18 protein-coding genes are annotated in these 16813 nt (G+C 69.2%); 1 reads left to right on the forward strand and 17 read right to left on the reverse strand.

The window, feature by feature from the left end:
• Nucleotides 1-31: 31 nt before the first annotated feature.
• From ABD301_RS17230 to ABD301_RS17300, 15 genes are all read right to left on the reverse strand, one after another.
• Nucleotides 32-286: a Smr/MutS family protein gene (locus ABD301_RS17230; RefSeq protein ID WP_163569070.1), complete on the reverse strand. Its 255-nt coding sequence runs from the start codon at nucleotides 284-286 to the stop codon at nucleotides 32-34.
• A complete protein-coding gene (gene smc / locus ABD301_RS17235; RefSeq protein WP_344311285.1) occupies nucleotides 287-3859 on the reverse strand; it encodes a chromosome segregation protein SMC in 3573 nt (1190 codons plus the stop codon).
• Between the two features lie 149 nt (nucleotides 3860-4008).
• Nucleotides 4009-4212, reverse strand: a complete 204-nt coding sequence (locus tag ABD301_RS17240) for a hypothetical protein (RefSeq protein ID WP_163569156.1) — start codon at nucleotides 4210-4212, stop codon at nucleotides 4009-4011.
• A 186-nt stretch (nucleotides 4213-4398) separates the two neighbouring features.
• Nucleotides 4399-4689, reverse strand: a complete 291-nt coding sequence (locus ABD301_RS17245) for an acylphosphatase (protein WP_163569071.1) — start codon at nucleotides 4687-4689, stop codon at nucleotides 4399-4401.
• Nucleotides 4690-4715: 26 nt separating this feature from the next.
• Nucleotides 4716-5201 (reverse strand): SRPBCC family protein, encoded by a 486-nt coding sequence (locus tag ABD301_RS17250; protein WP_163569072.1) that lies wholly within the window; start codon nucleotides 5199-5201, stop codon nucleotides 4716-4718.
• Nucleotides 5164-6216 carry a bile acid:sodium symporter family protein gene (locus ABD301_RS17255; protein WP_344311330.1) on the reverse strand — a complete coding sequence of 351 codons (1053 nt, stop codon included), beginning with the start codon at nucleotides 6214-6216 and terminating at the stop codon, nucleotides 5164-5166. Before ABD301_RS17255 ends, ABD301_RS17250 begins: the two co-directional genes overlap by 38 nt.
• Nucleotides 6210-7085, reverse strand: coding sequence for a bifunctional DNA-formamidopyrimidine glycosylase/DNA-(apurinic or apyrimidinic site) lyase (gene mutM / locus ABD301_RS17260; RefSeq protein WP_344311286.1), 876 nt, complete (start codon nucleotides 7083-7085; stop codon nucleotides 6210-6212). Before mutM ends, ABD301_RS17255 begins: the two co-directional genes overlap by 7 nt.
• 164 nt (nucleotides 7086-7249) lie before the next feature.
• Nucleotides 7250-8059, reverse strand: coding sequence for a ribonuclease III (rnc, locus tag ABD301_RS17265; RefSeq protein ID WP_163569073.1), 810 nt, complete (start codon nucleotides 8057-8059; stop codon nucleotides 7250-7252).
• Nucleotides 8060-8077: 18 nt separating this feature from the next.
• The gene (gene rpmF, locus ABD301_RS17270; protein ID WP_163569074.1) at nucleotides 8078-8251 is read right to left on the reverse strand and encodes a 50S ribosomal protein L32; all 174 of its coding nucleotides are present in this window, start codon (nucleotides 8249-8251) and stop codon (nucleotides 8078-8080) included.
• Between the two features lie 4 nt (nucleotides 8252-8255).
• Nucleotides 8256-8837, reverse strand: coding sequence for a YceD family protein (locus ABD301_RS17275; RefSeq protein WP_279580767.1), 582 nt, complete (start codon nucleotides 8835-8837; stop codon nucleotides 8256-8258).
• A 177-nt stretch (nucleotides 8838-9014) separates the two neighbouring features.
• Entirely contained in the window at nucleotides 9015-9644 is a 630-nt protein-coding gene (locus tag ABD301_RS17280; protein WP_279580768.1) for an ATP synthase subunit B family protein, read from the reverse strand.
• A gap of 24 nt (nucleotides 9645-9668) precedes the next feature.
• Nucleotides 9669-10175, reverse strand: a complete 507-nt coding sequence (coaD, locus tag ABD301_RS17285) for a pantetheine-phosphate adenylyltransferase (RefSeq protein ID WP_163569076.1) — start codon at nucleotides 10173-10175, stop codon at nucleotides 9669-9671.
• Nucleotides 10176-10195: 20 nt separating this feature from the next.
• The gene (gene rsmD / locus ABD301_RS17290; protein ID WP_163569077.1) at nucleotides 10196-10759 is read right to left on the reverse strand and encodes a 16S rRNA (guanine(966)-N(2))-methyltransferase RsmD; all 564 of its coding nucleotides are present in this window, start codon (nucleotides 10757-10759) and stop codon (nucleotides 10196-10198) included.
• A 36-nt stretch (nucleotides 10760-10795) separates the two neighbouring features.
• Nucleotides 10796-13051 (reverse strand): ATP-dependent DNA helicase RecG, encoded by a 2256-nt coding sequence (recG, locus tag ABD301_RS17295; protein ID WP_344311287.1) that lies wholly within the window; start codon nucleotides 13049-13051, stop codon nucleotides 10796-10798.
• A 16-nt stretch (nucleotides 13052-13067) separates the two neighbouring features.
• Entirely contained in the window at nucleotides 13068-14726 is a 1659-nt protein-coding gene (locus ABD301_RS17300) for a DAK2 domain-containing protein (RefSeq protein ID WP_344311288.1), read from the reverse strand.
• A gap of 192 nt (nucleotides 14727-14918) precedes the next feature.
• On the opposite strand from ABD301_RS17300, the gene rpmB reads away from it, so the two are divergent.
• Nucleotides 14919-15110: a 50S ribosomal protein L28 gene (gene rpmB, locus ABD301_RS17305; protein WP_163569078.1), complete on the forward strand. Its 192-nt coding sequence runs from the start codon at nucleotides 14919-14921 to the stop codon at nucleotides 15108-15110.
• Nucleotides 15111-15323: 213 nt separating this feature from the next.
• On the opposite strand, the gene ABD301_RS17310 is transcribed toward rpmB, so the two are convergent.
• Both ABD301_RS17310 and ABD301_RS17315 read right to left on the reverse strand, forming a co-directional pair.
• A complete protein-coding gene (locus tag ABD301_RS17310) occupies nucleotides 15324-15791 on the reverse strand; it encodes a GNAT family N-acetyltransferase (RefSeq protein WP_344311289.1) in 468 nt (155 codons plus the stop codon).
• The gene (locus ABD301_RS17315; RefSeq protein ID WP_344311331.1) at nucleotides 15788-16771 is read right to left on the reverse strand and encodes a thiamine-phosphate kinase; all 984 of its coding nucleotides are present in this window, start codon (nucleotides 16769-16771) and stop codon (nucleotides 15788-15790) included. Before ABD301_RS17315 ends, ABD301_RS17310 begins: the two co-directional genes overlap by 4 nt.
• Nucleotides 16772-16813 lie beyond the last annotated feature (42 nt).

The raw sequence follows: 16813 nt of genomic DNA on the forward strand, positions 1-16813 counted from the left end.
TTTGTACGGGACTGGATTCGATAAACCGCGCCTATTTCCAGCGGAAGTGGACGAAGACTCGACCGAAGTTGTCGGAGTCCTTTTCGATCCGGTGGTAGAGGGCCTTGACTTCCTTTTGTTGCAGGAAACGCAGCACTCGCTTCTTCAGTTGGCCGGACCCCTTGCCGGGAATGATCTCGACCAGGGGTGCCTTCTTCGTGACGGCCTCAGCCATGATGTCCTGCAGCGCTTTCTCGATCTGGTCACCTTTGTTGTAAATATCGTGCAGATCGAGTTTTAGTTTCATCTATGCCGGCTCGGGTTCGCGGATCCGCTGGCTGATCACCTGGGTGATGCCGTCGCCGCGCATGGACACGCCATACAGTGCGTCGGCGATCTCCATCGTACGTTTCTGGTGGGTGATGATCAGCAGCTGCGAGGTGTTGCGCAGTTGCTCGACAAGAACGAGCAGGCGGCCCAGGTTGGTGTCATCCAGGGCGGCCTCGACCTCGTCCAGCACGTAGAAAGGCGACGGGCGGGCCCGGAAAATGGCCACCAGCAAGGCAACCGCGGTCAGCGACCGCTCGCCGCCGGACAGCAGCGACAGCCGCTTGACCTTCTTACCGGGCGGGCGCGCCTCGACCTCGATGCCGGTCAGCAGCATGTCGTCGGGGTCGGTCAGAATCAACCGGCCATCGCCGCCGGGGAACAAAGTGCGGAAAACAATCTCGAATTCCGCGGCCACGTCGTTGTAGGCCTCGGTGAAGACTTCCAGGATCCGCTCGTCCACGTCTTTAATGACGGTCTGCAGGTCCTTACGCGTCTTCTTCAGGTCTTCCAGCTGCGTCGACAGGAATGTGTGCCGCTCCTCCAGTGCCGCGAACTCCTCCAACGCCAGCGGGTTCACCTTGCCCAACAGCGCCAGGTCCCGCTCGGCGCGGGCCGCCCGCTTCTCCTGGACAGCCCGATCGTACGGCTTCGGGCCAGGCGCCTCCTTGCCGTCGGTCTCGGCCTTGGCGACCTCGGCCAGCGACGGCGGCACCAGCTGCTCCGGGCCGTATTCGGTGATCAGCGTCTCGATCTCGATGCCGTGGTCCTCGGCCGCCTTGGTTTCCAGCGCGTCGATCCGCATGCGCTGCTCAGCGCGGGCCATCTCGTCCTTATGGACGGCGTCGGTGAGCCGGTCCAGCTCGCTGGACAGCTCGCGCGTACGAGCCCGCAGGCTCACCAGCTCAGCGTCCACCGCGGCCCGCCGCTCACTGGCCGCATCCCGCTCGGCGGAGGCGATCTCCAGCGACATGGCGACCTTGGTGGCCGCCTCCCGGCCGGCGATCCCGACGGTCTTGGCGATGGCGGCGCCGCGGATGCGGGCCGCACGGGCCCGCTGCGCCCGCTCCCGGGTGGCCCGCTCGGCGGCGGCCGCCCGCTCCAACGACTCGGCCCGGCCGTGCAACGCACGGACGCGCTCCTCGGCCGTACGCACCGCGAGCCGCGCCTCCATCTCGCGCTGCCGGGACACCACCACCTCGGCGTTCAGGTCGTCCCGCTCATCGCTGGACGGCTCGTCGTCGACGGGCGTGTCCTCGGCCATGAACAGCCGCTCCTCCAGCGCGGTGAGGGCCTCCAGGTCCTGGTCGCGGGCCTCTTCGGCCTTGCGCCGGGCCGCGGTCAACCGCTCCGCCTCGCCGGTCGCGGACCGGGCCGCCGCGCCCAGCTGGGCGAGCTGCTCGGTCACCGCGTTCATCCGGGCGTCCGACTCGTGCAACCCCTGCAGAGCCGTCTCCACCTGCGCTTTTGTCGCCGTCGCGGCACCAGTTGCGGCCTCCAGCTCGGCGGACAGGCGGCTGACCTGGTCGCCGTACTCACGGCGGTGCTGCTCGGCCTCGTCCACCGCCGCCTGCACCTCGATCAGGCTGGGCGCCGAAGCCGATCCGCCGGCGGCCCAGTCCGCGCCGAGCTGGTCACCTTCGGCGGTGACGGCTCGTACGGCCGGGTGATAAGCGACCAGAGCGCGCGCTGCAGGCAGATCCGGTACGAGCGCGACCCGGTCCAGCGAACGCAGCAGAGCCTGTCGGAGGTGTTCGGGGGCTTGCACGGCATCGACGGCCCAACGGGCGCCGGCCGGCAGCGGCGGCCAGCTGTTCCGATCCACCGGCGCACCGGCTCCGCCAATCAGGATCCCGGCCTGACCGGAATCCTCCGCACGCAACAGCTTCAGGGCGGTGATCGCGTCGTCGGCGGTGGCCGCGGCCACCGCGTCCGCGATCGGCCCGAGGGCGGCCGCGATCGCCACCTCGGCGCCGGTGTCCACGGTCAGCAACGCGGCGATGCTGCCCAGCAGGCCCGGGGCGCGGTCGCCGGCGGCGAGCAGCGCGGCGGCGCCGTCCTTGCGACGCAGGCCCAGCGCGAGCGCCTCTTCGCGGGCCTTCCACTCGCTGGCCGATTTTTCGGCTGCCCGCAACGCATCGCGCAGCTCGTTGACGCGCGCCTTCGCGGTCTGGTGCTCTTCGGTGGCGGCCTCGTGCCGCTCGTCCAGGCCCAGCTCGCCCTCGTTCAGCCCATCGATCTGGGACTGCAGCGTGTCGAACTCGCCCTGCGCCTGCTGCGCCCGCTCGACCGCCTGCGCGATGGTGGCCGACAGCCGCTCGATCTCGTCGGCCTTGGCGGACGTACGGCTGCGGGCCGCGTTCACCTGGCCGGTCAGTTTGGCCAGGCCCTCCCGCCGGTCTGCGACCGATCGTACGGCCGCGACCAGCGCTTTCTCGGCCTCGGACAGCCGCCGTTCGATGTCCTTGCGGTAGTCGAGGGCGTCTTCCAACCGCTCGCCCTCAGTCTCCTGCAGGGCGGTGAGCTCGGCCTCCTGCTCCCGTACGGCGGCGGCTTCGCGGTCCAGCGCCTCCGGATCACGGCCGGAGGCGATCTCCTCGGCCTCGCCGGCCAGGAACCGGACCCGCTCCTCGGCCAGCTGCGCGGTGCCCCGGAACCGCTCAGCCAGCGCTGACAGCCGATACCAGGTCTCCTGCGCGCGGGACAGCGCCGGCGCCACGTCGGCGACCGCGATGTCCAGCTCGGCTTCGCGCTCGCGCCGCTGTGCCAACTCCCGCTCGACGATCCCGCGGCGGTCCCGGATGGCGGCCTCGTCGGCCACCTCTTTTTCCAGTGTTCCGCGCAAAGTCAGGAAATCGTCGGCCAACAGCCGGAGCCGGGAGTCGCGCAGATCCGCCTGCACGGTGGCGGCCCGGCGGGCCACCTCGGCCTGTTTCCCCAGCGGCTTGAGCTGGCGGCGCAGCTCCGCGGTGAGGTCGGTGAGCCGGTTGAGGTTGGCCCCCATCGCCTCCAGCTTGCGGACCGCTTTTTCCTTGCGTTTGCGGTGTTTCAGTACGCCGGCGGCCTCCTCGATGAAGCCGCGCCGGTCCTCGGGTTTGGCCTGCAACACCGAGTCGAGCTTGCCCTGGCCGATGATGACGTGCATTTCCCGGCCAATGCCGGAGTCGGACAGCAGCTCCTGGACGTCCAACAGACGGCACTTGGTGCCGTTGATCTCGTACTCACTCTCGCCGGACCGGAACATCCGACGGGTGATCGAGACCTCGGTGTAGTCGATCGGCAGCGCGCTGTCGGTGTTGTCGATCGTCAGGGTGACCTCGGCCCGCCCGAGCGGCGCCCGGCCGGCGGTGCCGGCGAAGATCACGTCCTCCATCTTGCCGCCGCGCAACGACTTGGCGCCCTGCTCCCCCATCACCCAGGCGAGCGCGTCCACCACGTTCGACTTGCCGGAGCCGTTAGGCCCCACCACGGCGTTGATGCCGGGCTCGAAACGCAGGTGCGTCGCCGACGCGAAGGACTTGAATCCCTTCAGGGTAAGGCTTTTGAGGTGCACAAACTCTCCGGACGTAGCAGTCGACTCAACAGCTCTGCCCGGCCGCGATCAGGCCGGGTGAACTTCCTTTTGGAGGCCGACGCCGAGTGAGTGGAGGTGCACCGGCGGGGAAAGGGCCTGTCGCGCAGGCTACCTGGAAGGACGAGAAATCAGGTGAGCGCGGGCTCTTCGAGTATCGAAAGTCGGATCTGATCGTCAGCTGCGGACACCGCCGCGTGAAGCCGGTCATTGTCGGCACGCAGCCGAGCGACCTCGAACTCCATCGCGCGTACCCGAGCGCGCAGCCGATGTACCTCATCGGCCAAGCGCCGATCGGGCGCCGTACCGATGTGGCCGAGCAGGGCCTTCGCCATCATGACTCCTTGTTGCAGCGCCAGCTGGTTGCGGGCGCAGACTTTTTGACCTTGGCAGTTATCTGTACTCCAAGGCGGTCACTCCAGTGTCCGCCGGGCGGCACGACCGGTCAAGTTCATCCCCCCACTGCCCGGTCACACCCCGCGCGACCAGCACAAACTCCCCAAATTCCAGGATTGGGCCGATCAGCGCTCCCTGAATCCTACCGCCAACCCACGAGCGGGCGACCAGCGCTCCACGACAGCCTCGACCTGGCCGGGCGTACGACCACCGCCGAGCACCTCGAGCAGTCGCTCACAGTCCGCTTTGGGCCCTTCCGCGACCACTTCCACACGGCCGTCGTCGAGGTTCGACGCCCACCCGCGCAACCCGAGCTCGAGTGCTCGAGCCCGTGTCCACCAACGAAAACCGACGCCCTGGACGTAGCCGCGCACCCACGCGGTCAGCCGTACAACGTCGTCCGCGGACTCCGCCACCTGCCTCGCTCCTCTTCAGAAACTTCTCATGCGTGACTCGCATTACTCTCGACGATCACCTTGAGGCGCTCCAGCGTGCGGCGGATGTTCTGGTTGTTCTCGGCCGTCCGGTCCCGCACCCCGGTGGCCGCGATGCTGGCGATCCGCAACCAGCCGGGCCGCTGGTCCCAGGTGCTCTCGGTGACGCGCGCACCGCCGTCGGCAGCGGCTATCTCGTACTCCCAGCGCGCCACCCGGGTGCCGACGGTGACCACCTCGAAGGCGAACCGGGCGCCCGGCTCGGCCGCGACGACCTCACTAATCGTCGTCCACCGCCGGTTGCCGTGCCGGTTGTTGCCACGAAACCGGACCCCGACGGCCGGGCCGGTGCCGCCGACCCACTCGCACCGGACGCATTCGACCGCGTATTCAGGCGTACGGGTGACATCGCTGACCAACGCGTAGACCTCGTCAGGCGTGGCGGCGACGGTGATCTCAGCGCTCGCGGTCGGCTCGCTGGTACGTGTCGGCATCGGTCCCCACCTCGGGTTCGCTGGCAGCCCCGGCCGGCCGCCCCGCCTTCGCAGCGTACCGGCGCGCGAGCCACGCGCAGGCCATCAGCTGGATTTGGTGGAAAAGCATCAACGGCAACACGACCAACCCGACCCCGTGCGCCGCGAACAGGATATTGGCCATCGGCAGCCCGGTGGCGAGGCTTTTCTTGGAGCCGCAGAAAACAATGGTGATCTGGTCCGGGCGGGAGAATTTCAGCGCCCGCGCCGACAGGCTGGTGACAGTCAGCACCACGGCGAGCAGCACGACATCCACCAGCAACAGCGCGAAAAGCTGCCAGCCGGACAGCCGATGCCAAATCCCGGCCGCCACCCCGGCACTGAAAGCGGTGTAGACGACGAGCAGGATCGAGCCTCGATCGACCAGACTCAGCACCTTGTGATGGCGCTGCACCCAGTCGGCGATCCACCGCCGGGCCACCTGACCGAGCAGGAAAGGCGCCAGCAACTGGAGCGCGATGTCCTGAATGGACGATGCGTTGATGCCACCGCTCGCGGCCAGGAAGGTGCCCACCAGCAGCGGGCTGATCACCACACCGGCCAGATTGGACAGTGACGCGCTGCAGATCGCGGCAGCCACGTTTCCGCCCGCTATCGAGGTAAACGCGATCGATGACTGCACAGTGGACGGCAACACACACAAAAACAGGACGCCGGCATAAAGCTGCGGAGTAAGCACGCTCGGGACGAGCACCCGGGCGGCGAGTCCCAACACCGGAAACAGGACGAACGTCGACGCCATCACCACCGCGTGCAGCCGCCAGTGCTTGATGCCCTCCCATGCCGCCTGAGTCGACAGTCTCGCGCCGTACAGGAAGAACAACAGTCCAATCACGACAGTGGTGGCACGGCTGGCAATCGCCGTCCCGATCCCGCTGGCCGGCAGCAACGCGGCCAGCCCGACGGTGGCCAGAATGGCCAGGATGAACGGATCCACCGGCAGCCGGCGAACCAGGTCCGGTAGGGATTTCACCAGTGCGCCCGGCGGGGCCGCGGCTGGCAATGCGGGCAGCTGTAGCTCGATCTGTTCATGAAAGGATCGCGCCGGATCGGCGTATCGCAGCGCGGACACGGCAGGCCCTCCTGCCCGTACGCGTTCAGGGAGCGGTCGAAATATCCGCTGCTCCCGTTGACGTCCACGTAAAGGCTGTCGAAACTGGTGCCGCCCTGTTTCAACGCTTCGGCCATCACGTCGCGGATATGTCCCAGCAACTGACCGATCGCCGGCTTGGTCAGGGTTTCGGTCGGCCGGGCGTAATGCAGTTTCGCCCGCCACAGCGACTCGTCCGCGTAAATGTTGCCGACGCCGGAAATCAGGGACTGGTCCAGCAAAGCGCGTTTGATGCCGGTCGTACGCGCCCGTACGGCGGCCGCGAACGCCGTTTCGGAGAAGACCTCTTCCAGCGGATCGGGGGCGATGTGCTGCAGCGTCTCCGGCACTTCCGAAGACAGCGCCAGCTCGTACGGGACGAGGGCGTCGACGAACATACCGCCAAAAGTCCGCTGGTCCACGAACCGCAACTGCCGGCCGCCGTCGGTGAAATCCCACCGGATCCGCAGGTGCTTCTCGTCTTCGGAGTCCGCCGCCTGGACGAGCAACTGCCCGCTCATCCCCAGGTGCGCGACGACCACGTCACCGGAATCCAGCGGAAGCCACAAATACTTCCCGCGCCGCTGCGCCGACAGCACCGTCCGCCCGACGATCCGCTCGGCGAACCCGACCGCGCCACCGGCCTCGCGCCGGATCGCCCGCGGATGCAGCACCTCGACGGCGGCCACCGTCCGACCGGCCACCCACTGCTGCAGCCCAGCTCTTACGGTCTCGACTTCCGGCAACTCGGGCACCGCGAAACTGTATCCGCCCCGCTACCGCGGCAGCTCGCGCGTACCAGCCGCTGTGGCCAATCTCGCTACCCACGTCCGCAACGACTCCAGCCTTTACCGCATCGACGCGATGCGTGCGCCAAACGCACGCATCGCGTCGATGCGGTAAAAGAGTGAAGCGAGTGTCAGCGGACGTGATGGGCGGCGCCGTCGGCGAGGGCTGGTACGGACGCGGCGTCGGGCTGCCGGGAGCGCAACAGCCGCCAGGCGGCCTCGGCGGCCTCCTGCTCGGCTTCCTTCTTGCTGTGCCCGCTGCCGGAGCCGACTTCCTCGCCGTGCACCACGGCGACCGCGGAGAAGGTCTTGTCGTGGTCCGGACCGGTCGCGGTGACCTTGTACTCAGGGACGCCGAGCGAGTCGTTCGCGGTCAGCTCCTGCAGGCTGGTCTTCCAGTCCAGGCCGGCGCCACGCTCGGCGGCGTCCGAGATGACCTGCCCGAACAGCTTGAGGACGACCATCGTCGCGGTGTCCATGTCATATTGCTCGTACACCGCGCCCAGGACCGCTTCCAGGGTGTCCGCGAGGATGCTGGACTTGTCCCGACCACCGGTGGCCTCCTCGCCTTTGCCGAGGTAGACGTGCGCACCCAGGCCGCCCGGCCCGAGCTTGCGGGCCACCGCGGCCAGGGCGCGCATGTTCACCACCGAGGCGCGCAGCTTGGCCAACTGGCCTTCCGGCAGCTCCGGGTAGTCCCGGTAAAGACGCGTGGTGACGACGACGCCGAGCACCGAGTCGCCGAGGAACTCCAGCCGCTCGTTGGTCGGCAGACCGCCGTTCTCGTACGCGTACGAGCGATGCGTCAACGCCCGCATCAGCAGTTCGTCGCCGATCGGTACGCCGATGGCGGCGGCCAGCAGGTCCGCGGACGGCCGCTCGCCCTTCTTCTGACCGCCGCTGCGAGTAACGCCGATGTCCTGTCCGTTGGCTACGGGCATAAGGTCCGGGGCCGCCGGTCAGACCGCGATGACCTGGCGGCCGTTGTACTGACCGCAGACGCTGCACGCCGTGTGCGGGAGCTTGGGCGAGTGGCACTGCGGGCACGGCTGTGTCGCCACCGCCGTGGTCTTCCACTGCGAGCGACGCGAACGGGTGTTGCTGCGCGACATCTTGCGCTTCGGGACGGCCACGGTCTTAGTTCTCCTTCAAGCGGTCCGGGCGCTGGTCGCCCGTGGAATCAGCGACCGCCGTCGGCGGCGGTCCGGTTGGTGCGTCCGGGCTGGTCAACGCCTGCAGCGCGGCCCAACGCGGGTCAGCCAGGTCATGGCTGTGGTCATCCGGCAGATCATCCCAGCGGCCACCGCAGTCCGGGCACAGGCCCGCGCAGTCGGGCTGGCACAACGGGTTGGGCGGCAGGGCCAGCACGATCGCCGTGCGGACCACTTCCTCCAGGTCGATCGTGTCGTCCTTCAGCCGGGGAAGCTCCTCTTCGTCGGTGGTCTCGGCGGTCGTACTGTCCGGGAAGACGAAGAGCTCCTGCACGTCGACCACCACCTCGGTGTCGATCGCCTCCAGGCAGCGGCCGCACTCGCCAGCCAGCGGCGCGGTCACAGTGCCGGACGCGTACACGCCCTCACTCACCACTTCCAGCCGCAGATCCAGGTCAAGCAGGGCACCTTCGGGAACCGCGATCATGTCCAGCCCGAGACCCGCCGGAGCGGGCACGTCCACCTGGAAAAGCCGCATTTCGCCGGGATGCCGATCGAATTGGCGCACGCCAACAACGAACGGCGACCGGTGATCAACGCCGGCGCGGCTCTGAGTCTGACCAGTTCTGTTCTCGGGCATAGCGGTTTCTTGGCGACTTCTCCGATTGGCAACGCACGTGACGGTCTGAATGCAAACCGAAGAACGAGGCTACCCCAACGGCTCCCGAGCGTCGAAACCGGCTCCTCAGAAGGGCAGCGGCCCGGCCTCGTCATCCGCTTCGTACGGGCCGATCTCGGACAGCGCCTTCAGCTTGTCCCGGCTGCGCTCGACGAAGGCGAGGTTGCGCTGCAGGGTCTGCTCGAAGTTGGCCAGCGCGGTGTCGATGAGCTGGTCGGTCTCCTCGCGGCGCCGGTGGGCCGAGGCCTTGGCCTCGGTCCGGATCCGGTTCGCCTCGTGCTGCGCGGCCACCGTCACCTCGGCGGTGGACACCAGTCGGGCGTGCTCGCCGTGCGCCTCCCCGATGATCCGGTCGGCCTCGCGCTGACCAGCGGCGATGAGCTTGTCGCGCTCCTCCAGCAGGGCCTGCGCGCGGCGGATCTCGGTCGGCAGCTCGACCCGTAGCTCGTCCAGCAGGCCCAGCATCTCGCCACGGTTGACGATGCAGTTGGACGACATCGGCACCCCACGGGCGTGCTCCACCATCGCGGTCAGCTCGTCGATCCGGTCCAGCGAGTCCTCGGTGCTGGCCCGGCGCTCCGGTATCGGCATCGACGGGAGTGCCCCGGTGGGTAGGTCAGAGCCGTCTAGGCCGTCCACGGGTTGGTCTCCTGCCTGGAAGAACTGGTGTCTGCCGGTCTGGTCGATGTCGCTCATTGGTTCCGTTTCCCCCTGCGCCGGTCAGGCCGGCGCACCGCCCGACTCGGAGCCGGACCGGCCGAACTGCTCGACCAGCCGCTTGCGGACGGCGTCCGGCACGTGCTCCGAGACATCACCGCCCCAGCGTGCCACGTCCTTGACCAGACTGGAGGACAAGAAAGAGTGCAGCGGGTTGGTGGGCATGAAGAGGGTCTCCACCCCGGCGAGGCCGTGGTTCATCTGAGCCATCTGCAGCTCGTAGTCGAAGTCGCTGACCGCCCGCAACCCCTTGATCACCACCGGGATGTCGTTGGTCCGGCAGTAGTCGACCAGCAGCCCCCGGAACGAGTCGATCACGACATTGCCGTACGACGACGTCACCTCGCGCAGCAGCTCGATGCGCTCCTCGACCGGGAACAGCCCCTGCTTGTTCTGGTTGATCAGCACGGCCACCACGACCTGGTCATACAGCCGACAGGCGCGGCCGATGATGTCCAGGTGTCCGTTGGTGACCGGATCGAAGGAACCGGGGCACACCGCACGCCGCACCGCGAGACCTCCCGTTGCGCTCAGGCTGGGACGGCCTGACCGTACCAAAGCGCGCATTCGCCGTACGTGCGCCGACGGATGGCGCCCAGTGGTTCCGGCCACACCCACTCCGGATCCCGGGACGACCGCTCCACCACCACGACCGCCGCCGGGGCGAGCCAGCCGTTGTCATGCAGGTCCGTGATCACCTTGCCGAGATCGTCGGCCGGCAGCGCGTACGGCGGGTCGGCGAAGACGCAGTCGTACGCGTGCGGGGCCGGGGTCGCCGCCAGCCGCTCGACCGCCAGCGCCTCGACGGCGATGCCGGTGAGCCCGAGCTCGCTGATGTTGGCCCGCAGGATCGCGAGCGCCGGCCTCGCGCTCTCGACCAGCGTGACCTCCGGCGCACCCCGCGAGGCCGCTTCCAGCCCGATCGCGCCGGACCCCGCGTACAGGTCCAGGACCCGGGCCGACTCCAGGTCGACCAACGAGTCCAGCGAGGAGAACAGGGCCTCCCTCGTACGATCCGCGGTCGGCCTGGTGTGCCGCCCCGGCGGCACCCGCAGCCGCCGCCCCCCAGCCTTCCCGGCCACGATCCTGGTCACGTCCGCGAGCCTACTGACCTTGGTCCGGCTCGCCGGTCAGCCCTTGGACAGGTAGTCGGCGGAGTCGGGGTCCAGGAAGGCGCGCACGGCGGCGGCCAGGGGCTGGTGGTCAGACAGGCTCGGGTCTGCCTCCACAATCGCGGTGGCCTCGTCTCGGGCCTCCTGGATCAGGTCGTGATCGCGCAGCAGCGACAGCAGTTTGAGCTGCGATCGCCGCCCCGACTGCAGGGCGCCCAGCACGTCGCCCTCGCGACGCTGCTCCAGGTCAATCCTGGCCAGCTTGAAGCCGTCAATGTTTTCAGCGACGCTCTTCAGCCGCTGCCCGGTCGGGGTTTCCGGGGCCGTCCCGGTGACCAGCAGGCAGAGCCCGGGCGCGCCACCGCGGCCGACCCGGCCACGCAGCTGGTGCAGCTGGCTCACGCCGAAGCGGTCCGCGTCGAGCACCACCATGACGGTGGCGTTGGGCACGTCGACGCCGACCTCGATGACGGTGGTGGCGATCAGTACGTCGAGTTTGCCGGCGCCAAACGCGGTCATCACCGCCTCCTTCTCGTCGGCGGACATCCGGCCGTGCAGGATCGCGCAGCGCAGCCCGGCGAGCGGGCCCTCCATCAGCATCGGCGCGACATCCAGCACGGCCAGCAGCTCACGCTTCTCGGACTGCTCCTGATCGAGATCGGCGGGGATCTCCAGGTCATCCTCGGGCCCGCCGGTGCCGCCGGTCTCTTCGCCGATCCGGGGGCAGACGATGTAAGCCTGGCGGCCGGCGGCGACCTCTTCCCGGACCCGCTTCCAGGTCCGGTCCATCCAGCGCTGGTCACCGGCCGGCACGACGTGTGTGGTGATGCCGGCGCGGCCGGCCGGCAGCTCAGCCAGGGCCGACACCTCGAGGTCGCCGTAGACGGTGATCGCCACGGTCCGAGGGATCGGGGTCGCGGTCATCACGAGCACGTGCGGGGGCAGCTTGGACTTGGCGCGCAGGGCGTCCCGCTGCTCGACGCCGAAGCGGTGCTGCTCGTCGACGACCACCAGCCCGAGGTCGGCGAACTGGACGGCGTCGGTCAGCAGCGCGTGCGTCCCCACCACGATGCCGGCCTCGCCGCTGAAGACTTCCAGCTCGGCATTTCGCCGGGCCGCGGCCGTCATAGAGCTCTTCCCGGTCACCAACGTGATGCGGGTGGCGTGCTCGACGGCGCCCAGCTCACCGGCCATCGCGAACGGTCCGAGCAGCTTGCGCAGCGAGCGGGCATGCTGGCTCGCCAACACTTCGGTCGGTGCCAGCAGGGCGGCCTGCCCGCCCGAGTCGACCACCTGCAACATCGCCCGGAGCGCGCACACGGTCTTGCCGGAGCCCACCTCGCCCTGCAGCAGCCGGTGCATCGGATATGAGTCGGTGAGCTCACGCGACACCACCTCGCCGATCTCCCGCTGGCCCCCGGTCAGGGTGAACGGCAGCCGCGCGTCGAACGCGTCCAGCAATCCACCTCGTACGCCCGGGCGTGGCGCCGTCGGGTGCGCTCGCGCCTCATGCCGGCGCTGGGCCAGCGTGATCTGCAAGGCCAGCGCCTCGTCGAAGGCCAGCCGCTTTTTCGCCCTCTGCAGCAGGCCACGGCTGGAGGGCCGGTGGATCTCCCGCAGCGCGGTGTTCAGGTCGAGCAGGCCGCGGCGCCGCAGCAGCGCCACCGACAGCGGGTCCAGCGGCGGCTCCATGGTCGCCAGCGTCACCTGCACACATCGCGCGATCGCCCAGGTCTGCACCTTCGCGGTGGCTGGATAGACCGGGATGAGCTCGCCGGCGAACACCTCCACGGCCTCCTTGGCGGCCGCCTCGGGATTGTCCGCGAAATCCGGGTCGAGCAACTCCAGCGGATCCAACGCGTTGAACTCGGCGTTGGTGATCTGCAGGTTGTTGTTGAAACGGGTCACCTTGCCGGCGAACAGCGCCCACGTGCCGACCTGGAGCTGCCTCATCCGCTGCTTCTGGTTGAAGAAGGTCAGCTTGAGCTTGCTCCGGCCGTCCCCCACGGTGACCTCGGCGATCTGCAGCCGGGAGTTCCCCTTCGCCCGCGAGGTGAACGTCTGCCGCTCGTTCATCGCCTGCACCTGCGCCAGCACGGTGACCTCTTCCCCCACCTCCAGGGAACCCAGATCGGTGTGCTCGCCACGCTCGGCATAGCGCCGGGGGAAGTGGTGCATCAGGTCGCTGACCGTGTGCATGTCCAGCCGATCGGCAAGCTTCTTAGCCGTGCTGTTCCCCAGCACGGTCCGCAGCGGCGTCTCCATCGAATGCATAACGGCTAAGAGTTTGTCATTCCACCCCGACAAGAACGGGCCGGGAGGGCTGCCCGCCGTCGATCACCTGGACTTCGGCCAGCGGCCAGCGGGCTCGTACGTGCTCCTCAACCAACGCACCCAGACCCTCGGTCGCGTCCGCGCCGGTGACCACGGTGACCAGCTCGCCCCCGGCGCCCAGCAGCCGGTCCACCAGATCGGTCAGCGCGCCTGCCAGGGCCGCGGCGGCCGGGCCGTCGGTGACCGCGATGACCTCGCCCTCCACCAGCGCCACCACATCCCCGGCGCGGGCCCGGCCGGCGACCGTCAGGGACTCCTTCGCGGCCACCACCAGCTCGGCCCAGCGGGTCGCGCCGGCCGTCTCGGCCATCGCGATAACGGTGTCGTCGAACCGCCTGACCGGGTCGTAGACAGCGGCCGCAGCCAGCGCCTGGACGGGCGAGGCGACTGGTACGACCGCGATCAGCCGGCCATCGGAGCGTGCGCTCGCGGCCGCCGCCTCGACCGGCGCGTAACCGGCCTCGGCGGTGTTCTTGCCGCTCAAGCACACCACGATGACCTCCCAGGCGCCGGTGGCATCGACTGCGGCTCGTACGTCGTCGCTGGTCAGCGGCCTGCTCTCGGGCACTTGCAGGACGGTCGCGCCAGCCTCGGTGAGCACGTCCGCGAGGCCCGGGCCGGGCATGATCAACAGTGCCGCGCGGCCAGGTGGCGGCTCGGGCTGGTGGACGTGCCCGGCGTGCGGTGCGTGGTCGAGCTGGTCGGCGAACCGGGTGACCGAGATCCGGTGCGGCCGACCGGCTTCCACGCCTGCCTCGATCGCGGCACCCACGTCGTCCACGTGGACATGGACGTTCCACGTCCCGCGCTCGGCATCGGCCCGTACGACGGCCAGCGAGTCACCCAGCGCCGCCAACTGTCGCCTCAGCACCTCGACCGCCGGCGCGTCGGTGTCCAGCAGGTATTGGACCTCGTACGCAGGTGCGACCGGCCGGCCGGCCGGCGCCGGCTCGTCCTCGGGCTCGGGCTCCTCGGCCAAGATCGAGCCGCCGGCCGCGACCACGCTCAACGCCTCCAGGAGCACCACCAATCCCCTGCCGCCAGCGTCGACCACGCCGGCGAGCGCCGCGAGCTGGTCGGGCGTACGAGCGAGGGCTTCGGCGGCTCCACGCGCGGCGGCCTCGCAGACCTCGACCAGATCGGTGGTGGTCTTTATGGCCGCTTCGGCAGCCGCGCGCGCCACCGACAAGATCGTCCCGTCCAGCGGTTCTTCGACCGCCGCGAAGCAGGCGTCCGCGGCCGTACCGAAAGCCGCCGCCAACTCCACCGGCGTGGCCACCGTGTGACCGGCGAGCGCGTCGGCCAGCCCACGCAGAAACTCGGCGACGATCACCCCGGAGTTGCCGCGCGCCCCCAGCAACGCACCGCGGGCGGCCGCCCGGAGAACCTCACCGACTCGGTCCGACTCCCCCGCGTCGGCCAACGACCGGCACGCCGACCGCATCGTGAGCACCAGGTTCGTACCGGTGTCCGCGTCCGGCACCGGGAACACGTTCAGCCCGTTGATCTCGTCTCGGTGCCGCCGCAGCTTGGCCAGCCCCGCCGCACACCACCGGCGCGCGTGGGCCGCGTCGAACACGCCATCGGCGGCTGCGGGAGACGGGCTGGTCAACACGGTGTCAGAGCCTATCCGCGAGCCTCGCTCATGCCTCATCCCCTCGCGATCCCCCTCGCGCGTGGAGGCTGGGGGCGACCCGGTTTGGCCATCGCTCGTACGGCCGGTTAGGCTTGACCGGTTGCCTGCGGCGAGTTGTGACGCGGGCCTTCTTATCGTCTGAGCTCGAACCTAATGTTCTGGAGTTGCAAAGTGGCTAGCGTGTGCGACGTTTGTGGCAAGGGGCCGGGCTTCGGCATGTCGGTCTCGCACTCCCACCGTCGGACCCACCGGCGCTGGAACCCGAACATCCAGTCGGTGCGGACCCCCGCTGGCGGCGGCACCACCAAGAAGCTGAATGTCTGCTCTTCGTGCCTGAAGGCCGGCAAGGTCTCCCGCGGCTAACACTCCGGTTTCCGGAGTTTTCTGAAGTCGATCGACGGGCCCGCGGACAGCGGCCCGCGATCGTGGGTCGTCACCAACGGCACTTCGTATTTCTTTCCGCAGTATTTTGCGGGCCGCGATCGTCAATGCCGCTCACGGCACGAATCAGGGGCCTCTGGACGCGTTCCTTATTGGCTGTCCGGCGCTCGGCCCTCGGTACGAGCCCGTCTGGGCTTAGAGGCTGCGGCCGTACGAGCGGACGGCTGGTTCGTTGGCGTAGTGGCCGAAGTCCGGGATCCGCTGGTAGCCGGCACTTTCGTACAGCGCGATGGCTTCCGGCTGGGCCAGTCCGGTCTCCAGGATCATCCTTGCCCGGCCGGCTTGCCGAGCGGACTCCTCGACGGCCGCGAGCAGGGTCCTCGCGAGGCCCTTGCCGCGCGCTTCGGGACGCACCCACATCCGCTTGAGCTCAGCGTTCTCGCCAACCGTACGCCAGCCAGCGCACCCCACCGGACGGTTGGCCAGCCAGCCGACCAGGAAGACGCCCAGGGGCGGCGTGAACTCCGCTGAGCGTACGGCGGTGGCATCACCGTCCTGGTCCCCGTAGCGGCAGCTGAGGTCCGCCATCAACTCGGCCCGCAGTCCAGCGGCGACCACGTCGTCGTACGCCACCGCCTCGACGCGGATGTGCGCGAGCGTCATCGGGCGAAGTGGTCGTGACCTTGGGGGCCGTCGTACGGGCCGCCGTCGACGGTCACGGCAGGCCCGTCCTCGCCGGCTTCCAGGACCTCTCCGACCCGGATCCAGCCCGCTGGCAGCGGCACCGCCGGCGCGAAGGTGGCCAGCAGCGCGTGGTCGTCGCCGCCGGTCAGGATCCAGCGCAGGGCGTCGTGCCCCAGCGCGTTCGCCGCGTTCGCCATGGGTTCGGGCACCGGGAAGGCGCCCGAACGCAGGTCGATCGACACCCCGGAAGCATCCGCCAGGTGGCTGGCGTCGGCGAGCAGGCCATCACTCACGTCACACATCGCGGTCGCCCCCACCGCGGCGGCCTGCGGCCCGGCGGCGTACGGCGGCTGCGGCCGACGATGGGCCTCCACCAACATTCGAGGCGACCGGAATCCACGGGTAAGCACCGTTATGCCGGCCGCCGCGTGCCCCAACCTGCCAGCGACCGCGACGGCGTCGCCGGCCCGTGCGCCGGCCCTGGTCACCGGCGGCACCCCGGCGAGGTCGCCCAAAGCGGTCGCCGAGAGCATGATCACATCCGCCCGCGAGACGTCCCCGCCGACCACCGAAGCGCCCACCAGGGCGCACTCCTCGCGCAGCCCGTCGGCGAAGTCGTTCACCCAGTCCACCGCGGTGTCCGCTGGGCACGCGAGCCCCACCACCAGCGCGGTCGGGGTCGCGCCCATCGCGACGATGTCGGCCAGATTGGCCGCGGCCAGCTTGTGGCCCACGTCCCGGCCGGACGACCAGTCGCGGCGAAAGTGCCGGCCCTCCAGCATCAGGTCGGTGCTGACGACCACCCGGCCGTCAGTGGCGCGCACCACAGCGGCATCGTCACCGGGCCCTAACAGGCTGCTCGCCCCCTGTGGCAACCTGGCCAAAATCCCCGCAATCAAGCCAAACTCGCCGAGCTCCCCCACCGACACTGACCCTCCCGGCCGCCGAAGTGCCTGCATCCGATCACCGGACAACGCGCATACGGTAGCGTCCGATCGTTG

The sequence above is a fragment of the Fodinicola feengrottensis genome, assembly GCF_039530045.1.
Taxonomy (GTDB): Bacteria; Actinomycetota; Actinomycetes; order Mycobacteriales; family HKI-0501; genus Fodinicola; species Fodinicola feengrottensis.